The organism is Nocardia sp. NPDC003693 (assembly GCF_053981095.1).
Map to the genome: position 1 here is coordinate 161,389 of NZ_JBSFNO010000011.1, position 18,880 is coordinate 180,268.

Consider the following 18,880-nt stretch of genomic DNA (forward strand, 5'->3'; position numbering starts at 1 on the left):
CGAATCATTGCTCGGCCAGCCAGGTGGTCGCGTAGTTCGCCCAGTCGTCGGTGCCCGGCACACCGTCGCGCACCCCGCCCACGTGCACGCGGGCCGCGTCGGGCCGCTTGGCGAAACTGTGCAGGATGTACCCGCCCTCGTCCCAGAGTTCGCGCTGCAGTTCGCGATACAGCGTGGCCCGGCGCGCCGGATCCATGGCCGCGCGCGCCTGCGCGAACTTGGCATCCCAGCCGGGCCGCTTCCAGCCGGTGCCGTTGCTCGGCGAATCACTGGTCATGGTCTGGCCGTAGAAGTAGTCGAGACTGTAGTTCCACCAGCCGATGTGCGACAGCGCGGCCTTGCCGCTGACCTGGGAGAAGTAGGTGTCCGCCGGCACCGATTCGAGCTTTATCGTGATGCCCGCGGCCTTGGCCTGCTCGGCGAACAGCGTCGCGGATTCCAGCATGCCGGGGAAGCCGTCGGCGGTGGGCAGGGTGACGGTGAGATTCTCCTTGCCCGCCGCCCGCAGCAGCTCGCGCGCCTTCCGCGGATCGTAGGCGCGCTGGGGCAGATCGGCGTCGTAGAAGGGCGCGCCCCTACCGTAGATGTCGTTGCCGAGTTCGGCGTAGCCGTAGTACACCGAATCCACCATGGCCTGCCGGTCCACCGCCAGCCGCATGGCCTGGCGCACCCGCACGTCGTCGAACGGCGCGGTGTCCACGCGCATCTGGAACGCGCCCATGAGACCGGCCGGCGGGGTGACCACCGTGATGTCGCTGTCCCCGGACAGGTTTCGCGCCTGCAGATACGAGATCTCGTGCACCACATCGGCTTCCCCGGACAGGAAGGCGTTCACCCGGGCCTCGGTCTCGGCGATCTGGATGATCTCCACCTCGTCCAGGAAAACCTGCCCGTCCCAGTACTTCTCGTTGCGCCGCAACAGGGTCCGGTCGCCCGGAGACCACTTGACCAGCGCGAACGGCCCGGTGCCCACCGGCAGCACCGACCCGTCGATGACGCCGGTGCCGTCCTTGACGATGTAGCAGTACCAGCCCGCGAGCACCGAACCGAAGTCCGCCAGCGGCGTTTTCATCTGCACCGTCACCACGAGATCGCTCTCGGCGCGGGTGCGCGACATGTCGACCGCGGAGAGATCGCCCGAGGAGTTCCGGGCCGGGTCGAGCATGCGCTGGAAGCTCCACAGCACATCGCGCGCGGTCAGCGGGGAGCCGTCGCTGAACAGCACGCCCGGCCGCAGCGTGATGCGCCATTGGCTGCCATCGGCATTCGGCACGACCGACTCCGCCAGCCGGTAGCGCAGCGTCAGGTCGTTGTTGTAGGCGACGAGCTTGTCCCAGACGTTCTTGGACACCGCGCCGCCGGCCGAACTCCCGGCCTGATGCGGATCGAGCACGTCCGCGCTCGCCGAGCGCCCGGCGATCACCGTCCGCAGGCGGCCGCCCGGCCGGGGCGGGCCCGAGGCCGCGGTGCGTGCACCGGTGTCCGAGCCGCAGCCCGCGAGAACGCCCGACGTGCCGAGCAGGACGGCCCCGAGCGCGCCCGCGCTGCCGAGCAGGAATGTGCGGCGGCCGACATCCGGCCGTCGCGGTGTGTAGTTGTTCATCAATCCTCGTTGGTGTGATCCCGATACCGCGGGCGCAGGTATCCTGGCTCCCGGATCGACACACCCCGCCGGCCTTCCAACCTGGGCAGGTCGTGACCATATTTCGGCGGATTGCTCCCCGGTGACAGTTGCGGGACAGCCCCGGATTCACACCGGTGTTCCCTACGCCGGGTACCGACCCTACGGGACGGACCGGGCGCGCGGGGGACGCCCGCCGGACGGGCGGCAGCGGCTCGGTCGCGCCGCCGGGCGCGGCTATTCGACCACGGCGGGCGCCGCGCAGCTGTCCGGAACCGCGACGAGCGAGCAGGTCACCGGGTACCGCGTGGGCTTGTAATCGCTCGGGACTCCGCCGCGCGCGGTGATGTCGCGGTAGGCGGCGACACCGTCGGTGGGATGGCGGGTCAGGCTCGGATCGTGCTGGGCGTCAACGGTGTACAGGCCGAAGCGGGCGGAATAGTCGCCCCATTCGTAGTTGTCGGTGAGGCTCCAGTAGTTGTAGGAGACCACGTCGACGCCGTCCGCTTTGGCGCGCTGCAGCCAGTAGACGGTGTCGCGCAGATGATCGCCGCGGGTGTAGCCGTCGTCGCGACCGCCGTCCGGGCCGGTGGCCAGACCGTTCTCGATCACGCGAATGGGCTTGCCGGGGAACCGCGCCGCGATGTGGCGGAGCACGTAGTAGATGCTCTCCGGGGCCTGGGTGCTCTTCCAGAACTCCCCGGTCGCGCCGTACGCGGCGGACAGGTCGGTGACCGAGGTGGAGTAGTAGTGATCCACGCCGATGAAGTCCAGGCTCTCGCGCATCTGTTCCGGGAACAGCTGCTCCAGCCACGACTGCACGCCCGGGATCGGGATGTACGCCAGGTTGGAGGAGACCTGCGCGTCCGGCTGTACGGAGTGGATGTGGCGGTAGATGTCCCGGTGCGCGGCGACGATGCCGGACACCATCGCGCCCGCGTTCTCCGGGCGCAGACCGCCGTACATGAGCTCGCGCCGGACGTATTCGGTCGGCTCGTTGAAGGTGATCCACAGCGGGCGCGCCCACGCGTAGCGATCGACCACCCGCCGCGCGAAATCGACCAGTTCCGAGGACATCTCGGGTCGATTCCAGCCGCCGCGATCCACCTCCCATCCGGGATGGACCCAGTGGTTCAGGGTGATCATCGGCCGCATGCCGGAGCCCACGATCCGCGCGATGACCGCGTCGTAGAACGCCCACCCCGCCGGATCATCGCTCCCCGGAACGGTTTCCACGCGCGACCACTCGACCGAGGTGCGATAGATCCCCACCCCCAGACTCCGCGCCCGCTCGATGTCGGCCGCGTAGTTGTGGAAGAAGTCGACCGAGTTGCCGATGGGCTCGCGCACCCGGCCCTGATCCCCGTACCGCAGCCAGTTGCTGTCGGGGCTGTAGCCCTCGGACTGGAATCCGGACTGCGCGACACCGAACTCGAAGTCGTCGCCGAGCCCCGGCACATCCGCACCCGCCGGCCCGGCGCCCACCACGGTCATCGTCGCGATCGAGAAGGCCGCGGCCACCCCCGCCGTACACAGTTTCGACCACCGCTGCCGCACTTCGATCCTCCGGTCCACCGAGCTCTACCGATACACCGATGCATCCGGATGCATCGGTGTACGCGGAAGTATGCTGCGCGCCCGCGATGTGCGCCAGGGATCGCGAACAAGATTCCGGTACAGGCGAATCCCGGTGCGCGCGCTCAGCCCCGATCGGCCGGGGTCGCCGACGGCTGCAGCAGGCGTTCCTCGAGTGCCGCCACCTGGGCCGCGACGCGTTCGTGCTCGGCGAGGTGCACCAGATCCGCGAACGCGCGATCGACACCGGAGTCGGCGATGGCGCGTTCACAGCGACGGGCCAGCTCGTGCCGATCGGTACCGGGCGGCACCGTGGGCTGCAGGGTGAGCTCGGCGATAACGCCCCGCGAGCGCAGGACACGGCGGATCGAGTCCGCCATCGTGTCGATGCCGACGAACGCGGGGACCGTGGAGACCGCGCCGTCGGCGTCGAGGTAGCGCAGCTGGATCGGCTGCACCGGCGTGCCGGTGTCCACCGCGGCCTGGAACAGCGCGGGCCGCAGGTGACCGTGGGCGCGACCGCACCAGGTGGTGCCCTCGGGGAAGATGCCGACGCGCTCGCCCGCGCGCAGGCGGGACGCGATCTCACCGATCACGCCGGGCAGGGCGCGCAGGCGTTCGCGTTCGATCGGGATGACGCGGACCTTGCGGGCGACCGCGCCGAGCACCGGCCAGTCGATGAGGTCGGCGCGGGCGACGAAGGAGGTCGGCTCCACCGCGGACAGCGCCATGACATCGGTCCAGCCGATGTGCGGGGCAACCACGAGGACCCCGCTCGGGGTGTCGCCGGGTGCCCGATTGTCGATCACGCGGACGCGAATTCCACAGCAGTGCAGCAGTGTCCGCGCGTAGCGGCTCTGCAGGGCCGGACGGCGGCGGCGCGGGGTGAGCACGTGCGCCAGCGGGAACGAGGCCAGCACCGCACCGAAACCGACGATGCGGGCGGCCATCAGCAGCACGCTCGCCTCGGGTGCGGTGCGCACGCACTCGGGACCGCAGGGGCTGTGCGGCATCCACGCGTGGGCGCCGGATTCAGCGGGCGGACAAGACAATCCGGCCGTTCCGGTGGAAAGCAGGGCAGGCATCATGATTCATCACCGGGCATCCATACTGGCGACCGCGGACTGCAGGCGCTCCAGGTAACGGGTATTGACGGTCGAAAGCCCCAGCAGCGCCACGAAATCCGCGACCGCGAAGTCGGGGTCGTGCGCCGGTTCGCCGCAGATCTGCGCGTTGAGGCGCAGGTAGCCGTTCATCAGCGCGGGCAGCTTGGGGCGCGCCGGCGGCTCGATCTCGTCGAGGGTGCGGCCCTCGACGACGACCGGGTTGTACGGGCGCACACGGCGTTCCGGCTCCAGGCCGTGCTTGCGCAGGATCAGGTCGCGCACCCCGCGCACGTTCGCGCCGGGCCGATCGCCGGGCTCGGGAACCATCGGGACCGAGACGCAGCCCATGATCCACTCGTAGCCGGTGAGCTGGATGTAGTGCAGGATGCCCGCCCACATCAGGGTCAGCACCGAGCCGTTGCGGTGATCGGGCACCACGCAGGCGCGGCCCATCTCGACCATCCGGTTGCCGACCGGATCCAGTGCGCCCAGGTCGAATTCGGTGGCGGTGTAGTAGCCGCCGGCGGCGGTCACCTTGTCCGGGGGCAGCATACGGTAGCAGCCGACGAACTGATCGGTGAGTTCGTCGCGAACCAGCAGGTGGTCGCAGTGATCGTCGAAGCGATCGGCGTCCAGGCCGGCCGGGTTGGCGGGGATGGCGAAACCCGGCTCGTTGGCGAACACCTGGTAGCGCAGCCGCTGGGCGGCCTCGCGATGCTCCGCATCGGAGGAAACGACCAGGGAGTATTGCGAACGGCTCTGGGTGCGGGGCGGTTCCGGGCGCGAGAGGGGGGCAGACGCTGCGGGGAGCAGGCTGGACTTCGACACTGCCGTGCTGGTCATGCTGTTGATCAAGCCAGGCTCAGACTGCGCCGGAGCGACCGCCAGATGGCGGGTCGATGCCAGTCCGATGAACGCGTCGGGGCCCGCACCCGGAGTTCATCGGATCGCTTCCGAACGTTCCCTACCAGGACAAACGCTCGTATTCCGGGTGGGTACGGCGTGTGTTCCGGACACCCGCGACGCCGGTCGGCGGGCGTCCGGCGCACCGGCCGGGCGCGTCCGCGACTCCGGTCGGCGGGCCGAGATCGCGAGCCTACGCCACCGCGCCGGACGCCTCCGCACCGGGTCGGCGGCGGAACAGCAGTGCGGTGTCACCGAATTCGTGCCAGAGGTATCCGGTGTCGACGGCCGCGCGGTAGGCCGCGCGCACCACCTCGGCCCCGGCGACCGCTTCCAGCAGGTGCAGATGCGAGGCTCCCGGCGCGTGCCAGCCGGTGATCAGGCCGTCCACCACCCGGGCCGGGCGCGATCCGTCGAGCACGAGCGAGGTCCAGCCCGCGGTGGCGCGCACCAGCCCCCGGTCGTCGGCGGCCGACTCCAGGGCTCGGGTCACCGTCGTGCCGACCGCGATCACCCGCCCGCCCGCCGCGCGGGTCAGGTTCACCAGGCGGGCGGTCAGATCGGGAACGGTGAGACGCTCCGGATTGGGCGGCTCCCCGGTCTCGGGCGAGGAGACGCCGGTGTGCAGGGTGATCGGGGCCAGCGCGACGCCGCGGGCCACGAGCTCGGTGACCAGCGCGTCGGTGAAGGGCCGGCCCGCACTGGGCATTTCGGCGCTGCCGGGCTCGCGGCCGAAGACCGTGCGGTAGTAGTCCGCCGACCAGCGCTCGGGGACATAGGAGTAGGTGATGGGGCGGCCGTGCCGGGCGAGCAGGTCCCGGACCGAGGTCTCGACCTCGGCCACCCACAGGCGGGTCGCGCCCGGCAGCCAGGGCTCGGCCAGCACGGCCGCCGAGCCGTCCGGAAGCCGCAGCCGGGCACCGGTTTTCAGCGGCGGGCCCGCCCACGGGATGCCCGCCGGATCACGCGGCTCCACCGCCCAGCGCCGGCCGGTCAGCCAGGTGGAGAAGTGCAGCACCGCGGGCACGCCGTCGAGCTCGGCATCCACCGCGGCGGCGAGCATGGCCGAATTGTTCACCACCACCAGGTCTCCCGGGCGCAGGAACGCGGGTAGCTCGCGGAAGCGGGCGTGGGTCAGCGCGCCGCCGTCGCTGACCAGCAGGCGAACCTCGTCACGGGCGACACCGCGCGCCTCGGGCGGGGTGGTGGCCGAGAGTTCGGCGGGCAGGGTGAAGTCGAGACCGGTCAGCTCCGTGGTCATGACGCCACCACCGGATCCGATACCGCGTACCGGCCACTGGGCAGCTGTGCGTCGAGCAGGCGGAGCAGGGCGGGGACGACCGACTCGGCTTCCGGACGGTCGGAGATGTCCTCGCCCGGGAACGCCGCCTGATGCATGTCCGTGCGCATGTCGCCCGGGTCGAAGGCGTAGATCCGCAGGCCCGGATGCTCCACCGCGAGTACCGCGGTGAGGTGGTCCAGCGCCGCCTTGCTCGCCCCGTACCCGCCCCAGCCCGGGTACGCGGCGACGGCGGCGTCCGAGCTGATGTTGACCACGACGCCCTCGGCGGCGCGTACCGCGGGCAGCACCAGCTGGGTGAGCGCCAGGGGCGCAACGACATTGGTGTCGAACAGCGCCGTCAGATCGGCGAGGGGGTAGTGCTCGAGCGCGGGCAGCGGACTGGTTCCGAGCGCACCGGCGTTGTTGAGCACCAGGTCGACCGGCCCCCCGCCGAGCGCCCGGACCAGTTCGCGCCGATGCGCCGGGTCCGCGATGTCCCCCGCCACGGCCGTCGCCCCGGTCGCGGCCCGCACGCGCGCCAGGCGCTCGGCTCCGCGCGCGGAAATGACGAGCTGCCAGCCCCGGGCCGCCAGCTCCAGCGCGACGGCCCGCCCGAGTCCCGCCGACGCCCCCGTGATCAGTGCCTTCTTGTTTCGCTCCATGCAGCCATCGTTCAACCTCAACCTAACTCGAGGTCAATGGCGCGGGCCCGCCTTCCGCCCACGGCAGAACCGGGGAACGATTTTGTGGTCGGCGCGGTCCCGGCTCGGGTCTCTACCCCACACGGGTCCAAGAGGATCTTGCAGCGGCATTCCGTGTTCGATAAAGGGGGCGCTGACGGCGGGGTCCGAGGTCGGGCCGAAGTCACCGACACGCTCCCGGCCGAGGACATCGGCATGACGCCGGGTGGAGCGGCCTGCCCGAGACCGGCAAGCTCACCGTCGCGGAGATCGCGCGGGCCGAGCCACCGATAGTCCACCCCGGCAACACGATTGGACCCGCACAAGGCGACCGGCGCGATGCTCAGCGCAATTCGCCGCCGAACGCGCACCGCGCGAGACCCAGCAGCTGGTCTCGGTCGGCAACAGCGCGCACCGGATCAGCGCCCGGAGCGTGCACGCCAGGCCGCGGCGGATTCCAGATTCGCCAGCGGGTGCAGCATCTCGAAGTCGAAGTCCGCCAGCGCGGCACCCGCGCGAACACGCTGCGGCAGATCGGGATTCGCGAGCGCGCCGCGGCCGAGGCTGAGCACGTCGGCGTGTCCGCCGGTCAGCACCGCCGCGGCCTGCTCGAGCACGTGCATCCCGCCGTTGGCGATCACCGGGCGGCCGGACACCTCGCGGGCCACCTGGGTGATGGTGCGGCCACTCGGGAAGCGCGCGGTCTCGATGAAATCCTTTCCCTCACTGGCGATGTGCAGGTAGTCCGCGGCGCGCACGGCCTCGAAGACCACGCGGGCGTCGGCCTCGCCGCCGGGCCAGCGGTAGGTGAAGTCGTTGACCTTGGTCTGCGACAGGCGCACCCCGACCACGAGGTCACCCGCCGCGGCGCGCACCGCGGCCAGGACCCGTGCGGTCAGCCGGATGCGATCGGCCACCGATCCGCCGTACTCGTCGGTGCGGCGATTGGTGTAGTCGGTCAGGAACTGGTCGAGCAGATAGCCGTTGGCCCCGTGGATCTCGACGCCGTCGAAACCCGCCGCGCGGGCGTTCGCGGCGGCGGCGGCGAATCCGGCCACCACCTCGTCGATGTCGCGGGCGGTCATCTCCCGGGGCGCGGCCCAGGCGCCGCCGGCGCCGCCGTAGTCGACCATCATCTGCCCGCGCGGCGGCACCGCGGACGGGCCGATGGTCTCGAAGCCGTTGGCATTGCCCTGCGAGATCGCGCCCGCGTGCATCAGCTGCGCGATGATCACCGCGCCGGCCTCGTGCGCGGCGGCCACCACCGGGCGCCAGCCGTCCAGGTGCGCGGCGGTCACCAGTCCGGGCTGGTGAAAATAGCCCTGGCTGTGGGTGGCATCGGTGTAGACGCCCTCGGTGATGATCAATCCGAAACCGCCCGTGGCGTAGTCGCGGTAGTACTCGGCCATGGCCGCGGTCGGGGTGCCGTCGGCGGTGGCGGACACCCGGGTCATGGGCGCGACCGCGAGCCGGTTGCGCAGGCGCAGCCCGCCGAGATCGGCGGGGTCGAGCGCGGGGTGGGTGGACTGCCGTTCGGCGGTGGTCATGCGGAAGCTCTCCTCGAAATGCGTGCGACATCGTTCGGGGAAACCTTCATCGACCGCGTGCGCGGGTACCAGCGCCTGGTTCACCGCTGACCCGCCAACCTGGGTCCGCCGGACCTACCCTTCGGGTTCGAGGTCGGCGGTTTCGCCCGGGGCGGTGGACAGGAAAACCCGCAGCGCGCGCAGGGCCGGGGTGCCCGGCGCCGCAGTGTAGGCCACGAGGGCACGGGCGCCGGGATCGCCCGTCAGCGGCAGGAATTCGTAGTTCAGCTCGATCGGGCCGAGCGCGCGGTGCCGGAAGTGGTAGCTGCCGAACGCGACGCCGGTGACGTCGTGGCTGCTCCAGAGTTCGTCGAATTGCTTACTGCTCGAACGCATTCGCTCGATGAAGGCGGTGAACTCCGGATCGCCCGGGCGATGCCCCGCGCGCAGGCGCAGGTCGCTCGCGATCTGCCGGGCCAGACCGGGCTGCTGCTCGGCGAGCAGATCGTGAATGTGCGGATCGAGGAACACCAGATACGCCCAGCTGCGTTGCGCGGCGGGCACACTCGCGAAATCGACGCCGAAGAACAGCTCCGCGGCCCGGTTCCAGCCCAGGATGTTGGTGTGGTGGCCCACGATGTAGGCCGGGATGTGCTCCATCGCGGCGAGCAGCGCGTGCAGCGCCGGGCGCAGCGTGGGCGTCGCCTCCGCGTCGTCGGCGGCCAGCGGGGGCCGGGCCAGGTTGTAGAGGTGGGTGCGCTCGTCGGCGCTCAGGCGCAGGGCGCTCGCCACCGCGTCGAGCACCGCGGGCGACACGTTCTCCAGGCGGCCCTGTTCGAGCCGGGCGTAGTAGTCGACGCTGACGCCCGCCACCTGGGCGAGTTCCTCGCGCCGCAACCCCGGCACGCGACGCCGGGTGCCGAAGAAGGGCAGGCCGACGTCTTCCGGGCGCAGGCGCGCACGGCGGGAGGCGAGAAATCCTCCGATGTGCTCAGCGCTGTCCACGAGTTCCGAATTCTAGGGTGGGTCCGCCAGACCTCGGTTCGGCGGCCATCGGTTACGACGGGACTGGTTCACCCGCCCGGCGGCCGACAGGCTGGACCGGCACCGCCCGGTGCCCACCCGACCGTGAGGAATCGCCCGATGAGCGACCGCAATCCGCGCATTCAGAAGATCGCCACCAGCCCCGACTGGTACCACCCGTACCGGATCTCCCAGGCCATCACCGCGGGCGGCCTGATCCACGTCTCCGGCCAGGCCGGCTTCGCCGAGGACGGCAGCACCGTGCCCGGCGGGTTCCTGAATCAGGGCCGCCAGGCCTTCCGCAACGTCGAACGGGTGCTGGCCGAGGCCGGCGCGAACCTCACCGACGTGATCAAGGTCGGGATCTTCGTCCGCGATATGCCCGCGAACCTCGCGCACGTGATCACCCTGCGCAAAGAGTTCCTCGCCGAGCCCTATCCCGCGGACACCCTCCTGGAGGTCACCGCCCTGGCCCAGCCCGACTGGCTCATCGAGGTGGAGGTGGTGGCCCTGGCCCCCTGACCCCGGTTCCTCAGTGCCCCATACCGATTCTGCCGTCCACGTTGATGACGGTGCCGGTGTGCCCCCGAGCTCCGGCCAACGTCCGCGTCCCGGGCTGGACTACCCGCCGGCGCCGCCGGACCGGTTGCGCTGCGGCGCAGGGGTTTCCGGGGTCATGGCGGCCCGGACGGTGTGGGGATCGAGGGGCTCGCCGGGGAGGGGGTGGGCGGCGGCGGCGCGCAGGCCGTCGAGCAGGATCGCCACGTGGCGGCGCCAGGCGTCGGGGGCCAGGGGGCGCACCGACTCGGTCGCGCGGACCACCGACCAGAGCAGGAGGCCGACGTCGGCCGGATCCACGTCGGGGCGGAGCTGGCCGCTGTCCCACGCCCGCTGCAGCAGTCGCTGAAAGAGGTGGTGGCCTTCGACTTTGGCCAGCTCGATGGGGGTGTCGGCGGGGAGGGAGCGGACGCAGATGTCGGTGAAACCGCGATCGGCGGCCTGCCACTGCGCCAGAGCCGTCAGGTGATCCACCAGGCCGGTCCAGGGGTCGGGGGCCGCGAGCGAGCGTTCGGCGTGGCGCACCGAATCGAGGACCAGATCCCGCAGGGCGGCGTCGATCAGCAGATCACGGGTGGGGAAATGGTTGTAGAGCGTGCCGATGCTGACCCCGGCCGCGCGTGCGATGGCGGAGAGCGAGGCGTCCAGGCCCTCGGCCGCGAAGTGCCGCCGGGCCGCGGTGAGCACGCGATCGCGATTGTCGCGGGCGTCGCGCCGCCGCTGCCGGTCCGCCACCGCCCGCACCTCGCTCATACGGCCGATCCTAACAACTCGAGCACCCCCTCGATTTATGCGCTAAGTTGAGAGGGCACTCAAATTTGAGTGCCCTCTCAACTTAGCGTCAATCGATTCCAAGGAGTCAGCAATGCCGCATCTGGCCCTCTTCGGCGCGGGTCCCGCGCTCGGACTCTCCACGGCGCAGCGCTTCGGCCGCGCCGGATACTCGGTCACCCTCATCGCGCGCAACACCGAGGTACTCGGGGAACTGGGGAAACAACTCACCGCGGACGGCGTCGCCGCCGATCACCTGGTCGCGGACCTCACCGACATCGATGCCGTCACCACCGCCCTCGACCACCTCCGCGCCCGGCACGGCGTCCCCGACGCGGTCGTCTACAGCCCCGGCGACGTCACCCGCCTGCCCGTCGCCGCGTCCGACCTGGACCTGCCGACGCTGCGCACCTGGCTCCCCCTGCACCTGCTGACCCCCGTCCACCTGCTGCACACCCTGCTCCCCGCGATGACCGAACGCGGCTCCGGCGCCGCGCTGATCGCCCTGGGTTCCGGTGCGCGCCAACCCCAGTCGGCCCTCGCGAGCGTGAACGTCCCCCAGTCGGGCCTGCTCACCTACCTGCACACGGTCAACGAGGAGGTCCGTCCCCGCGGCGTCCGCGTGGGCGGCCTTCTGATCGGCCGCCTGATCGAGCGCAGCGCCGCCGCCCGCCTGGTCGAGTCCGGTCACTTCGACGAGATCACCCGCGAACAGTTCCCCCGCGTGCACCCCGACGAACTGGCCGAGGAACTGTTTCTGATGGCCACCACCGACACGGAGGTGGAACGAGCCGCCTGACCTCGCCCGACCCGTGCACGACAGAGCCGCCCGGGGTAAACCCCGGGCGGCTCGTCCGATCTCTCACGCCGCGCGCGTCACGCGGCCCGCGGCGGTTCCAAACCCTTGGCGGCGGAGGCCTTCTCGACCTCGGCGAACCCGGGCCGCCCGGTACCGATGAACGCCACGAGCCACGAGAACACCGCGGCGAACCGGTTCCGGAAGCCGACCAGGTAGAACAGGTGCACGGCCAGCCAGGTGAACCAGGCGATCGTGCCGGTGAACTTGATCGAGTCGTTCAGCTTGGTGACCGCGCTGAAGCGGCTGATCACCGCCATGCTGCCCTTGTCCCAGTAGGTGAACTCGGTGGCCGTCTGCTTCTTGCCGCGAATGATGTCCGCGACGTGGCGGCCCTCCTGCATCGCGACCGGCGACTGGCCCGGGTAGCCCTTGAGCGAGGTCATGTCGCCGATGGCGTAGATGTCGGCGTGCCCGCCCACCGTGCAGTCCGGGTTGATCAGCAGTCGCCCGGCGCGGTCGGTCTCGCAGCCCGTGGCCTCGGCCAGGATCTCGGCGAACCCGCCCGCCTGCACGCCCGCCGACCACACCACGGTCTCCGCGGCGATCCGGCGCTCGACCCCGTCCTTGCTCTTGACGGTGACCTTGCCCTCGTCGATATCGGTCACGAAGGTGTCGGTCAGCACCTCGATACCGCTTTTGACCAGCGAATCCTTCGCGTATTCGGAGAGCCCGCCGCCGAACGGCGGCAGCACTACGCCCGCGCCCTCGACCAGGGTCACCGAGTCCTCGGTGTTGTAGTACCGCTTGGCCAGTTCCTTGAGCTGGCCGGCCACCTCGACGCCGGTCGCGCCCGCACCCACCACCACGAAGCTGAGCAGCCGGCGGCGGGTCTCGGGGTCGGCGTCCTTGGCCTCGGTGAACACGCGATCGATCTGCGCGCGCAGCGCCTTGGCGTCGTCGATCGTCTTGAGCGAGTAGGTCTTGTGCGCGAAATCGTCACGGCCGAAATAGGACTGGCTCGCGCCGGTGGCGGCGATCAGCGATCCGTAGCGAATCTTGCGCGGACCCTCGGGGGTCTCGTAGGTCAGGATCGCGTTCGGGGCGTCCAGGGCGACGACCCTGCCGACCCGCGTCTCGCCGTTGCGGTGGTGCCGCAGGATGTTCTTGATGGGCGGGGCGATCTCATCGGAGGCCAGCACACCCGTCGCAACTTGATAGAGCAGGGGCTGGAAGAGGTGCTCGGGTGTGCTCGAGATCAGCACGTAGGGCACTCCCGACTTATTGAGCTGCTTGGCGGCACTGAGCCCGCCGAAGCCCGAACCAACGATGACAACCTCTACGGACTCGACACCCGCACCCGCGATCTGCATGACAGCCTCCTTCTCTCATGACTAACCGTGATTCGAAGTGCGAATGTTCCAGGGGTCAGGGCGCATAATCAATATGACTCTTATCTAGATTGATCATGAATTGGAGAAGTGCCGTGGAACTGCGACAGCTGGCCTACTTTGTCGCCGTTTGCGAAGAACTCAGCTTCAGCCGGGCGGCGACCCGGTGCTTCATTTCGCAATCGGCCATCAGCCACCAGATCGCACGGCTCGAACGGGACCTCGGGGTGCCGCTGTTCGAACGCTCGACAAGATCGGTCGTACCCACCGACGCGACCACTCGGCTACTTCCTCTTGCGAAGCAAATGCTGAGCCTGGAATCCGCCATTCGTGCAGCTGTAAGGGCATCCGGTCCGCGCATTCGCCTCGCGGCGAATATGAGCTTCGCAACAAGATCGCTCTCGGCCATTGCCGGAGCACGCGAAGCGCATCCCGGCGCCGAGATCGAATTCGTCATCAAACCGTTCCGCCAGCGCATCCAGGCGGTGGCGGACGGGGACTGCGATCTGGCCCTGATCCGGGGCAGCGTCGATCAGCCCGGACTGACCGTCGAGAAGCTCTGGGTCGAGGATCTGGTCATCGCCACCTCCACCGCGCACCCCCTGGCGGGCCGCCGCGACGTGACCCTCACCGAACTCGGGGCCTACCCGTTACTGCTGCCGCCGGAACTCGATCAGGTGCTGTTACACAACGTGGTGCGCGCGGCCTTCGCCGATCTGCCCACCGGTCCGGCCTACGGCCCGCCCATTCCGCCGGACCACACCGCCACCATGGAGCTCATCAATCGGCCCGACGCCTGGACGATCCTCTACGCGGACTCGCAGACCGAGGGCATCGCGACCCTGCGGCTCAACGGCCATCCGCTGCGGGTGCCGGTATCGGCGGTGGTGCGCAGCGATATTCGCCAATCGCCCATCCTGACCACACTGCTCGCCGCCCTGCACTGCGCGTGACTCCCGCCCCGCTCGGCGGGTGCGTCGATTCGTAGCGCGGGAGACCGCGACCGACCTAGTCTGTGGTCGTGACCCAGGAGAACATGCGGGCCTCCGACGCCGACCGCGAACAGATCGTCGACCGGCTCCAGGCTGCGATGGACGAAGGCCGGCTCACCATCTACGAATACGACGCCCGGCTCAAGGACGTGTACGCGGCCAAGACCTACGGTGAGCTGGAACCGATCCTGGCCGACCTGCCCGCCCAACGGAATTCGCGCGCGGGCAAGCTCGGCGGGGACGCGGTGCCGCAGTGGGTGGTGATCATGTGGATCCCGTGGGTCGCGGTCGGACTGCTGGTGATCGGGATCTGGCTGGCGACCGGACTCGGGTACTTCTGGCCGGGGTGGGTGATCGGGCCGTGGGGCGCGGCGCTGTTGATTCCGACCTTCATCGGGATCGTCACCAACCGCGACAGCGGGCAGGGTAGGGGACCGCACAAGCGCTGAGCGCCCGCACATCCCGTGCCCGCGGGCGCTAGCGGTGCAGCGCGGTCGCCACCGCCAGATGCAGGCGCAGATCCTCGGGTTCCTCGTCCTCGTTCGCCCAGACGATCTCCTCCAGCGCCCGCATGAACGCCCACCCCCGCGCCCGCTCCGCGTCGATCTCCAGCGCCGCCGCGGTCCGATCCACCACCGCGCGTGCGTGTTCCGGGGTCGGCGCGCTCTGCACCTGGATCATGACCAGGAATCCGGCATCGAACGCCGCCTCGCCGATATAGGGCTTGGGGTCGATCATGAGCCACGGTTCCCGCTGCGCGGCAACGATATTGCCCAGATGGGTATCGCGATTGACGATGAGCGGCGGGCCGTCCGGTACCGAGAGTTTCTCGCACCATCGCGCGGCGTGCTCGAGCAGCGGGGCCGGAATCAATTGCGCGATATCGGGCTCGGGGTCCAGGAACAGTTCTTTCCACTCCGCCACCATGTCGGCCGCCGCCGGAATGGCCGGGTAATCGTCCGGAATCGCCACGGCGGGGCGGCGCAAACGCCGATACAGGCCACACGCCAGCTCCACCCTGCCGATGTTCTCCGGCAGACCCTCGTTACTCGGAAATCCGGGCTGGAACACCAATTCCGTTCCGGGCCGGGCCCATTCGAGCAGCATGGCTCCCGTGACGGGATCGAATTCGTACAGCCGCACCGCACCGTCGCCCGCGTACGCGAACAATCCCGCCGGCTCGCCCACATTCTCCTCGTCCACCACCGGGATCTTCAGCACCGCCGCGGAACCGTCCGCCCGTTTCACCGGGGCCACGAAGGAATGCGTGCCGCCGCCGAAGGCCGCGCCCGTGATCTCCAGATCCCACGCCGCGCACCGCGCCGCGACCGCGTCCGGCAACTCCGCCAGCCACCGCCGCCCGCGCTCGTCGAAGACCTCGGCGATGTTCTCGGCGACATCGGGCGGCAGCGTGATCGGCATGGCGCCAGCCTCTCAGATCCCACCGTGCGCGGCCATCGGTTAACCGCCCGGCCCGGCCCGCCGCGCGGGCGGGTGTGCCCGGGCCGGGAAACGGGACCGGTAGCGTCGCGGTGTGCAAGGGATGACTGAGGAACAGTTTCGCGCCGCGCTCACCGCGCTGGCCGGGGATTTCGGCAGCTGGAGCCGGGCGGAGGTGACCGCGGCGTGCGCCGGCGCGGGCTGGGTCGTGACGGCCGACGGCATCGACATCCCGGGGCTCGACCACCCCGGCTGGATCGCGGAGAACTCGATTCCGGGGCGCTCGGGCGCGCCCGAGATGGAGGCGATCGGGGTGCAGGTCACCAAGGCCGATCCCGAGGAGTTCCACGAATTCCTCGATACCGCGATCGACGTATGGGGTGAGCCGTCCTGGTTCGGCGGCTGCCGGAACGTGTTCGCGCGCTGGCGCGATGCGCGGACCTTCCGCGAGCTGTCGCTGGACCGCGCCGGCAAGCTCGGCGTACGCGCGGGCTCCACGCTCGCCTTCGAGCGGTGGTACGAGCGCGCCTGGGAGCTCGAGGACGACCTGAACGAAGTGCCGTTCACCTGGATGGCCGACATGGACGGCCCGGGCATGGACGATTTCACCTACGGCGAGAAGGTGCTCTCGCAGTGGGACGACGTCACCGACGCGCTGGCGGACACCCTGCAGGACGTGCACCTGGCCATGCTGGCCCTGGGTACCGAGGACGACGATTCGGTCGCCGGGCCAGATCGGCTCGTCATCACCCTGCAGGGCAACCCGGACGCGTACCGGGGACCGGACGATCAGGACGATCCCGACGACGAGGACTGGACCACGGTCGATCCGGAGCTGAAGGTGCAGATCGCGCTGTACCCGGACTCGGTGACCCTCGCCGTCAGCGAACGCCCGGAATGGCGAGCCGAGCTCAAGGCCAAGGCGTTCAATCCGGGTCAGGACGGCGTCCAGGTGCGCCAGCTGCCCGACGACCGGGCCTCCCTGATCGAGGTCGCGGAGCTGACCGTGCACTTCCTGCGCCGCTTCGGCTTCACCTCGCCCGAGCACGTCGCGCACGACTCCTGGCGATTCCCCAGCCCGTTCGACTTCTTCACCCTGACCTGCGTGGGTTTCTTCGAGGCCGAATCCGCCGAGGAGCAGGACTAGTCACTCGGTGACGGGCGTACTCGTCTCGTGGACCGACCTCCACAGATGCGTGCGCCCGTCGGTCACCAGAACCGCGGTCGCCACCCGCCGCGTTTGTACCCCGCCGATCCGGTTCGCCGCCGCGAACCGCACGATCACGAGATTGCCGCTGCGCGCGATCTCCCGCACGTCGGAAACCTCGATCGCCATGCCAGGCTGCGTGTTTCGCGCGGACCACACCCCCGCCAGCAGGGTTTCGCGGTCCACGGTCTGGCCGGTGGTCACCACGGAGGTGAACTGCTCGTCGAGCGCCGCCGCGATGCGGTCGAAAACCTTGGGTGCGCAATCGGTTCCGAGCACCTCGGCCAGATCCCAGTGCAGCGCGGCCACGACCCGCGTGAGTTCGTCCCCGTCGCCGTCGACATGCTCTGGCACACCGGATGGCTCGGGCTCCCTCGATCGTCTCCCCATATCCTGATCCCCCCGCCCGACTCGAAGACCTCCGATCCTCACACGGTGCCGCCCCGCGCACCATACGGGCTGCGACACATCACGATCGCACCCGCCTCGAAAGCCGATGGTTCCCGGCCGTTTCCGGCCGGGAACCATCGAATCCGCCCGCGCGCCGGCTCCTGCCCGCACCCGCGCGCGCGGCGGGTCAGTTGGTCCCGGGAATACCGCAGCCGCTGATCACGGCGCACGCGGTGACGGCGGACGAGCCCAGCAGGAACAGCACCGCGTAGGCGGTGCTCGCCGAGCCGGACAGCTCCGGCTGGTCCTGGGCGACCTGCGTCGTCGACGGCTCGGTCAGGGTCAGGGGCTCGGCCGCGGCCTGCCCCACCCCGGCGACGAGGAGACCGGACACACCGACGGCGGCAATGAGAGAACGCATGGCAGAACACCTTTCGAGCACGGAAACAACAGGGCCGCGAACCCGCGACAACTTACAAATGCAGCCATTTCACTATGCTGTAGCATTCTCGACGCATCGCGCCCCCAATTCCTGGGGCACTCCCCTTCAACGACGATGACCCCCGGCCGTTTCCGGCCGGGGGTCATCGAATCAGCTTGTGCCCGAAGGGCATCAGCTACCGCGTCAGCGTCAGCCCTTGTGAGCCTTCACAGCCTCGGTGAGCTGCGGCGCCACGTTGAACAGGTCGCCGACGATGCCGTAGTCGCTGATCTCGAAGATCGGAGCTTCCTCGTCCTTGTTGACAGCGACGATGGTCTTCGAGGTCTGCATGCCCGCGCGGTGCTGGATCGCGCCGGAGATACCCAGGGCGATGTACAGCTGCGGGGAGACCGTCTTACCGGTCTGACCGACCTGGAACTGGCCCGGGTAGTAGCCGGAGTCGACCGCGGCGCGGGAAGCGCCGACGGCGGCACCGAGGGAGTCGGCCAGCGGCTCGACGACCTTGCCGAAGTTGTCGGCCGAGCCGACGCCACGGCCACCGGAGACCACGATCGCGGCCTCGGTCAGCTCGGGACGATCGCCACCGGCGACCGGCTCCCGCGCGACGACCTTGGTGACGCCCTCTTCCTGGGCGGGGATCTCGACGGCGACCTTCTCGCCGGCGCCGGCCTGCGGAGCGGCCTCGACGGCGCCCGGGCGGATCGAGATGACCGGGACGTCACCGGTGGCCTTGGCGGTCACGGTGAACGCGCCACCGAAGATCGAGTGCACCGCGGTGCCGTCGGCGTCGACCGAGATGACGTCCACGAGCAGGCCGGAGCCGATGCGCGCGGCCAGACGGCCCGAGATCTCCTTGCCGTCCGCGGTGGCGGCGACCAGGATCGCGGCCGGAGCGGCCGACTCGGACAGACCGGCGAGCACGTCGACCTTCGGGGTCACCAGGAAGCCCTCGGCGTCCTCGGACTCGGCGACGTAGATCTTCTCGGCGCCCGCGGCGGTCAGGGCGTCGGCCAGCTTGTCGGCGGTGCCGGGGGCGGCGACGACGACGGCGGCCGGGGTGCCCAGGGTGCGGGCGGCGGTGATCAGCTCGGAGGTGACCTTCTTGGGCGCACCCTCGGCGTGCTCCACGAGCACGAGTACTTCTGCCATTGTTCTTTCTCCTGAAGTTGGTTCGGCT

General features: G+C 70.0%; 19 protein-coding genes and 1 riboswitch. Of the genes, 5 read left to right on the top strand and 14 right to left on the bottom strand.

Features of this window, described 5'->3' with window-relative positions; translation table 11 throughout:
- Positions 1–4: 4 nt before the first annotated feature.
- The 8 genes from ACWDOP_RS15215 to ACWDOP_RS15250 form a co-directional block, all read right to left on the bottom strand.
- Positions 5–1,603: an ABC transporter substrate-binding protein gene (locus ACWDOP_RS15215; RefSeq protein WP_456345574.1), complete on the bottom strand. Its 1,599-nt coding sequence runs from the start codon at positions 1,601–1,603 to the stop codon at positions 5–7.
- Between the two features lie 34 nt (positions 1,604–1,637).
- A riboswitch (cobalamin riboswitch) is annotated at positions 1,638–1,796 on the bottom strand.
- A 62-nt stretch (positions 1,797–1,858) separates the two neighbouring features.
- On the bottom strand, positions 1,859–3,115 hold the full coding sequence (locus ACWDOP_RS15220; RefSeq protein ID WP_456345607.1) for a family 1 glycosylhydrolase: 1,257 nt from the start codon (positions 3,113–3,115) through the stop codon (positions 1,859–1,861).
- Between the two features lie 206 nt (positions 3,116–3,321).
- Complete coding sequence (locus ACWDOP_RS15225; RefSeq protein WP_456345575.1) at positions 3,322–4,281, bottom strand: lysophospholipid acyltransferase family protein; 960 nt, start codon at positions 4,279–4,281, stop codon at positions 3,322–3,324.
- Between the two features lie 9 nt (positions 4,282–4,290).
- Positions 4,291–5,145 carry a GNAT family N-acetyltransferase gene (locus ACWDOP_RS15230; RefSeq protein WP_456345576.1) on the bottom strand — a complete coding sequence of 285 codons (855 nt, stop codon included), beginning with the start codon at positions 5,143–5,145 and terminating at the stop codon, positions 4,291–4,293.
- 253 nt (positions 5,146–5,398) lie between these two features.
- Positions 5,399–6,466 (bottom strand): S-adenosylmethionine:tRNA ribosyltransferase-isomerase, encoded by a 1,068-nt coding sequence (locus ACWDOP_RS15235; RefSeq protein ID WP_456345577.1) that lies wholly within the window; start codon positions 6,464–6,466, stop codon positions 5,399–5,401.
- Positions 6,463–7,149, bottom strand: coding sequence for an SDR family NAD(P)-dependent oxidoreductase (locus tag ACWDOP_RS15240; protein ID WP_456345578.1), 687 nt, complete (start codon positions 7,147–7,149; stop codon positions 6,463–6,465). The genes ACWDOP_RS15235 and ACWDOP_RS15240 overlap by 4 nt, the downstream gene beginning before the upstream one ends.
- A gap of 437 nt (positions 7,150–7,586) precedes the next feature.
- On the bottom strand, positions 7,587–8,714 hold the full coding sequence (locus ACWDOP_RS15245) for an oxidoreductase (protein ID WP_456345579.1): 1,128 nt from the start codon (positions 8,712–8,714) through the stop codon (positions 7,587–7,589).
- Positions 8,715–8,828: 114 nt separating this feature from the next.
- Entirely contained in the window at positions 8,829–9,698 is an 870-nt protein-coding gene (locus ACWDOP_RS15250) for a helix-turn-helix domain-containing protein (protein ID WP_456345580.1), read from the bottom strand.
- Between the two features lie 138 nt (positions 9,699–9,836).
- Between ACWDOP_RS15250 and ACWDOP_RS15255 the strand changes: the two genes are divergently transcribed.
- Positions 9,837–10,238, top strand: coding sequence for a RidA family protein (locus ACWDOP_RS15255; protein WP_456345581.1), 402 nt, complete (start codon positions 9,837–9,839; stop codon positions 10,236–10,238).
- Between the two features lie 99 nt (positions 10,239–10,337).
- Here ACWDOP_RS15255 and ACWDOP_RS15260 read toward each other — a convergent pair whose 3' ends face one another.
- Positions 10,338–11,027 carry a TetR/AcrR family transcriptional regulator gene (locus ACWDOP_RS15260; RefSeq protein ID WP_456345582.1) on the bottom strand — a complete coding sequence of 230 codons (690 nt, stop codon included), beginning with the start codon at positions 11,025–11,027 and terminating at the stop codon, positions 10,338–10,340.
- Between the two features lie 112 nt (positions 11,028–11,139).
- On the opposite strand from ACWDOP_RS15260, the gene ACWDOP_RS15265 reads away from it, so the two are divergent.
- Positions 11,140–11,844: an SDR family NAD(P)-dependent oxidoreductase gene (locus ACWDOP_RS15265; protein ID WP_456345583.1), complete on the top strand. Its 705-nt coding sequence runs from the start codon at positions 11,140–11,142 to the stop codon at positions 11,842–11,844.
- Between the two features lie 77 nt (positions 11,845–11,921).
- Here ACWDOP_RS15265 and ACWDOP_RS15270 read toward each other — a convergent pair whose 3' ends face one another.
- Positions 11,922–13,214: an NAD(P)/FAD-dependent oxidoreductase gene (locus tag ACWDOP_RS15270; RefSeq protein ID WP_456345584.1), complete on the bottom strand. Its 1,293-nt coding sequence runs from the start codon at positions 13,212–13,214 to the stop codon at positions 11,922–11,924.
- 113 nt (positions 13,215–13,327) lie between these two features.
- On the opposite strand from ACWDOP_RS15270, the gene ACWDOP_RS15275 reads away from it, so the two are divergent.
- Positions 13,328–14,185 carry a LysR family transcriptional regulator gene (locus tag ACWDOP_RS15275; RefSeq protein ID WP_454203330.1) on the top strand — a complete coding sequence of 286 codons (858 nt, stop codon included), beginning with the start codon at positions 13,328–13,330 and terminating at the stop codon, positions 14,183–14,185.
- A gap of 68 nt (positions 14,186–14,253) precedes the next feature.
- Entirely contained in the window at positions 14,254–14,673 is a 420-nt protein-coding gene (locus tag ACWDOP_RS15280) for a DUF1707 SHOCT-like domain-containing protein (RefSeq protein ID WP_456345585.1), read from the top strand.
- Between the two features lie 28 nt (positions 14,674–14,701).
- On the opposite strand, the gene ACWDOP_RS15285 is transcribed toward ACWDOP_RS15280, so the two are convergent.
- The gene (locus ACWDOP_RS15285) at positions 14,702–15,646 is read right to left on the bottom strand and encodes an aminoglycoside phosphotransferase family protein (protein ID WP_456345586.1); all 945 of its coding nucleotides are present in this window, start codon (positions 15,644–15,646) and stop codon (positions 14,702–14,704) included.
- A gap of 121 nt (positions 15,647–15,767) precedes the next feature.
- On the opposite strand from ACWDOP_RS15285, the gene ACWDOP_RS15290 reads away from it, so the two are divergent.
- Positions 15,768–16,811 carry a hypothetical protein gene (locus tag ACWDOP_RS15290; RefSeq protein WP_456345587.1) on the top strand — a complete coding sequence of 348 codons (1,044 nt, stop codon included), beginning with the start codon at positions 15,768–15,770 and terminating at the stop codon, positions 16,809–16,811.
- On the opposite strand, the gene ACWDOP_RS15295 is transcribed toward ACWDOP_RS15290, so the two are convergent.
- From ACWDOP_RS15295 to ACWDOP_RS15305, 3 genes are all read right to left on the bottom strand, one after another.
- Complete coding sequence (locus tag ACWDOP_RS15295; protein ID WP_456345588.1) at positions 16,812–17,225, bottom strand: hypothetical protein; 414 nt, start codon at positions 17,223–17,225, stop codon at positions 16,812–16,814. It abuts the gene before it with no gap.
- A 223-nt stretch (positions 17,226–17,448) separates the two neighbouring features.
- A complete protein-coding gene (locus tag ACWDOP_RS15300; protein WP_454203325.1) occupies positions 17,449–17,682 on the bottom strand; it encodes a hypothetical protein in 234 nt (77 codons plus the stop codon).
- A gap of 210 nt (positions 17,683–17,892) precedes the next feature.
- Entirely contained in the window at positions 17,893–18,852 is a 960-nt protein-coding gene (locus ACWDOP_RS15305; RefSeq protein ID WP_456345589.1) for an electron transfer flavoprotein subunit alpha/FixB family protein, read from the bottom strand.
- Positions 18,853–18,880 lie beyond the last annotated feature (28 nt).

Excerpts from the sequence above, each read along its gene's own strand:
- ACWDOP_RS15215 (WP_456345574.1), bottom strand. The coding sequence starts at position 1,603 with ATGAACAACTACACACCGCGACGGCCGGATGTCGGCCGCCGCACATTC.
- ACWDOP_RS15220 (WP_456345607.1), bottom strand. The coding sequence starts at position 3,115 with ATGACCGTGGTGGGCGCCGGGCCGGCGGGTGCGGATGTGCCGGGGCTC.
- ACWDOP_RS15225 (WP_456345575.1), bottom strand. The coding sequence starts at position 4,281 with ATGCCTGCCCTGCTTTCCACCGGAACGGCCGGATTGTCTTGTCCGCCC.
- ACWDOP_RS15230 (WP_456345576.1), bottom strand. The coding sequence starts at position 5,145 with ATGACCAGCACGGCAGTGTCGAAGTCCAGCCTGCTCCCCGCAGCGTCT.
- ACWDOP_RS15235 (WP_456345577.1), bottom strand. The coding sequence starts at position 6,466 with ATGACCACGGAGCTGACCGGTCTCGACTTCACCCTGCCCGCCGAACTC.
- ACWDOP_RS15240 (WP_456345578.1), bottom strand. The coding sequence starts at position 7,149 with ATGGAGCGAAACAAGAAGGCACTGATCACGGGGGCGTCGGCGGGACTC.
- ACWDOP_RS15245 (WP_456345579.1), bottom strand. The coding sequence starts at position 8,714 with ATGACCACCGCCGAACGGCAGTCCACCCACCCCGCGCTCGACCCCGCC.
- ACWDOP_RS15255 (WP_456345581.1), top strand. The coding sequence starts at position 9,837 with ATGAGCGACCGCAATCCGCGCATTCAGAAGATCGCCACCAGCCCCGAC.
- ACWDOP_RS15260 (WP_456345582.1), bottom strand. The coding sequence starts at position 11,027 with ATGAGCGAGGTGCGGGCGGTGGCGGACCGGCAGCGGCGGCGCGACGCC.
- ACWDOP_RS15265 (WP_456345583.1), top strand. The coding sequence starts at position 11,140 with ATGCCGCATCTGGCCCTCTTCGGCGCGGGTCCCGCGCTCGGACTCTCC.
- ACWDOP_RS15270 (WP_456345584.1), bottom strand. The coding sequence starts at position 13,214 with ATGCAGATCGCGGGTGCGGGTGTCGAGTCCGTAGAGGTTGTCATCGTT.
- ACWDOP_RS15285 (WP_456345586.1), bottom strand. The coding sequence starts at position 15,646 with ATGCCGATCACGCTGCCGCCCGATGTCGCCGAGAACATCGCCGAGGTC.
- ACWDOP_RS15290 (WP_456345587.1), top strand. The coding sequence starts at position 15,768 with ATGACTGAGGAACAGTTTCGCGCCGCGCTCACCGCGCTGGCCGGGGAT.
- ACWDOP_RS15300 (WP_454203325.1), bottom strand. The coding sequence starts at position 17,682 with ATGCGTTCTCTCATTGCCGCCGTCGGTGTGTCCGGTCTCCTCGTCGCC.
- ACWDOP_RS15305 (WP_456345589.1), bottom strand. The coding sequence starts at position 18,852 with ATGGCAGAAGTACTCGTGCTCGTGGAGCACGCCGAGGGTGCGCCCAAG.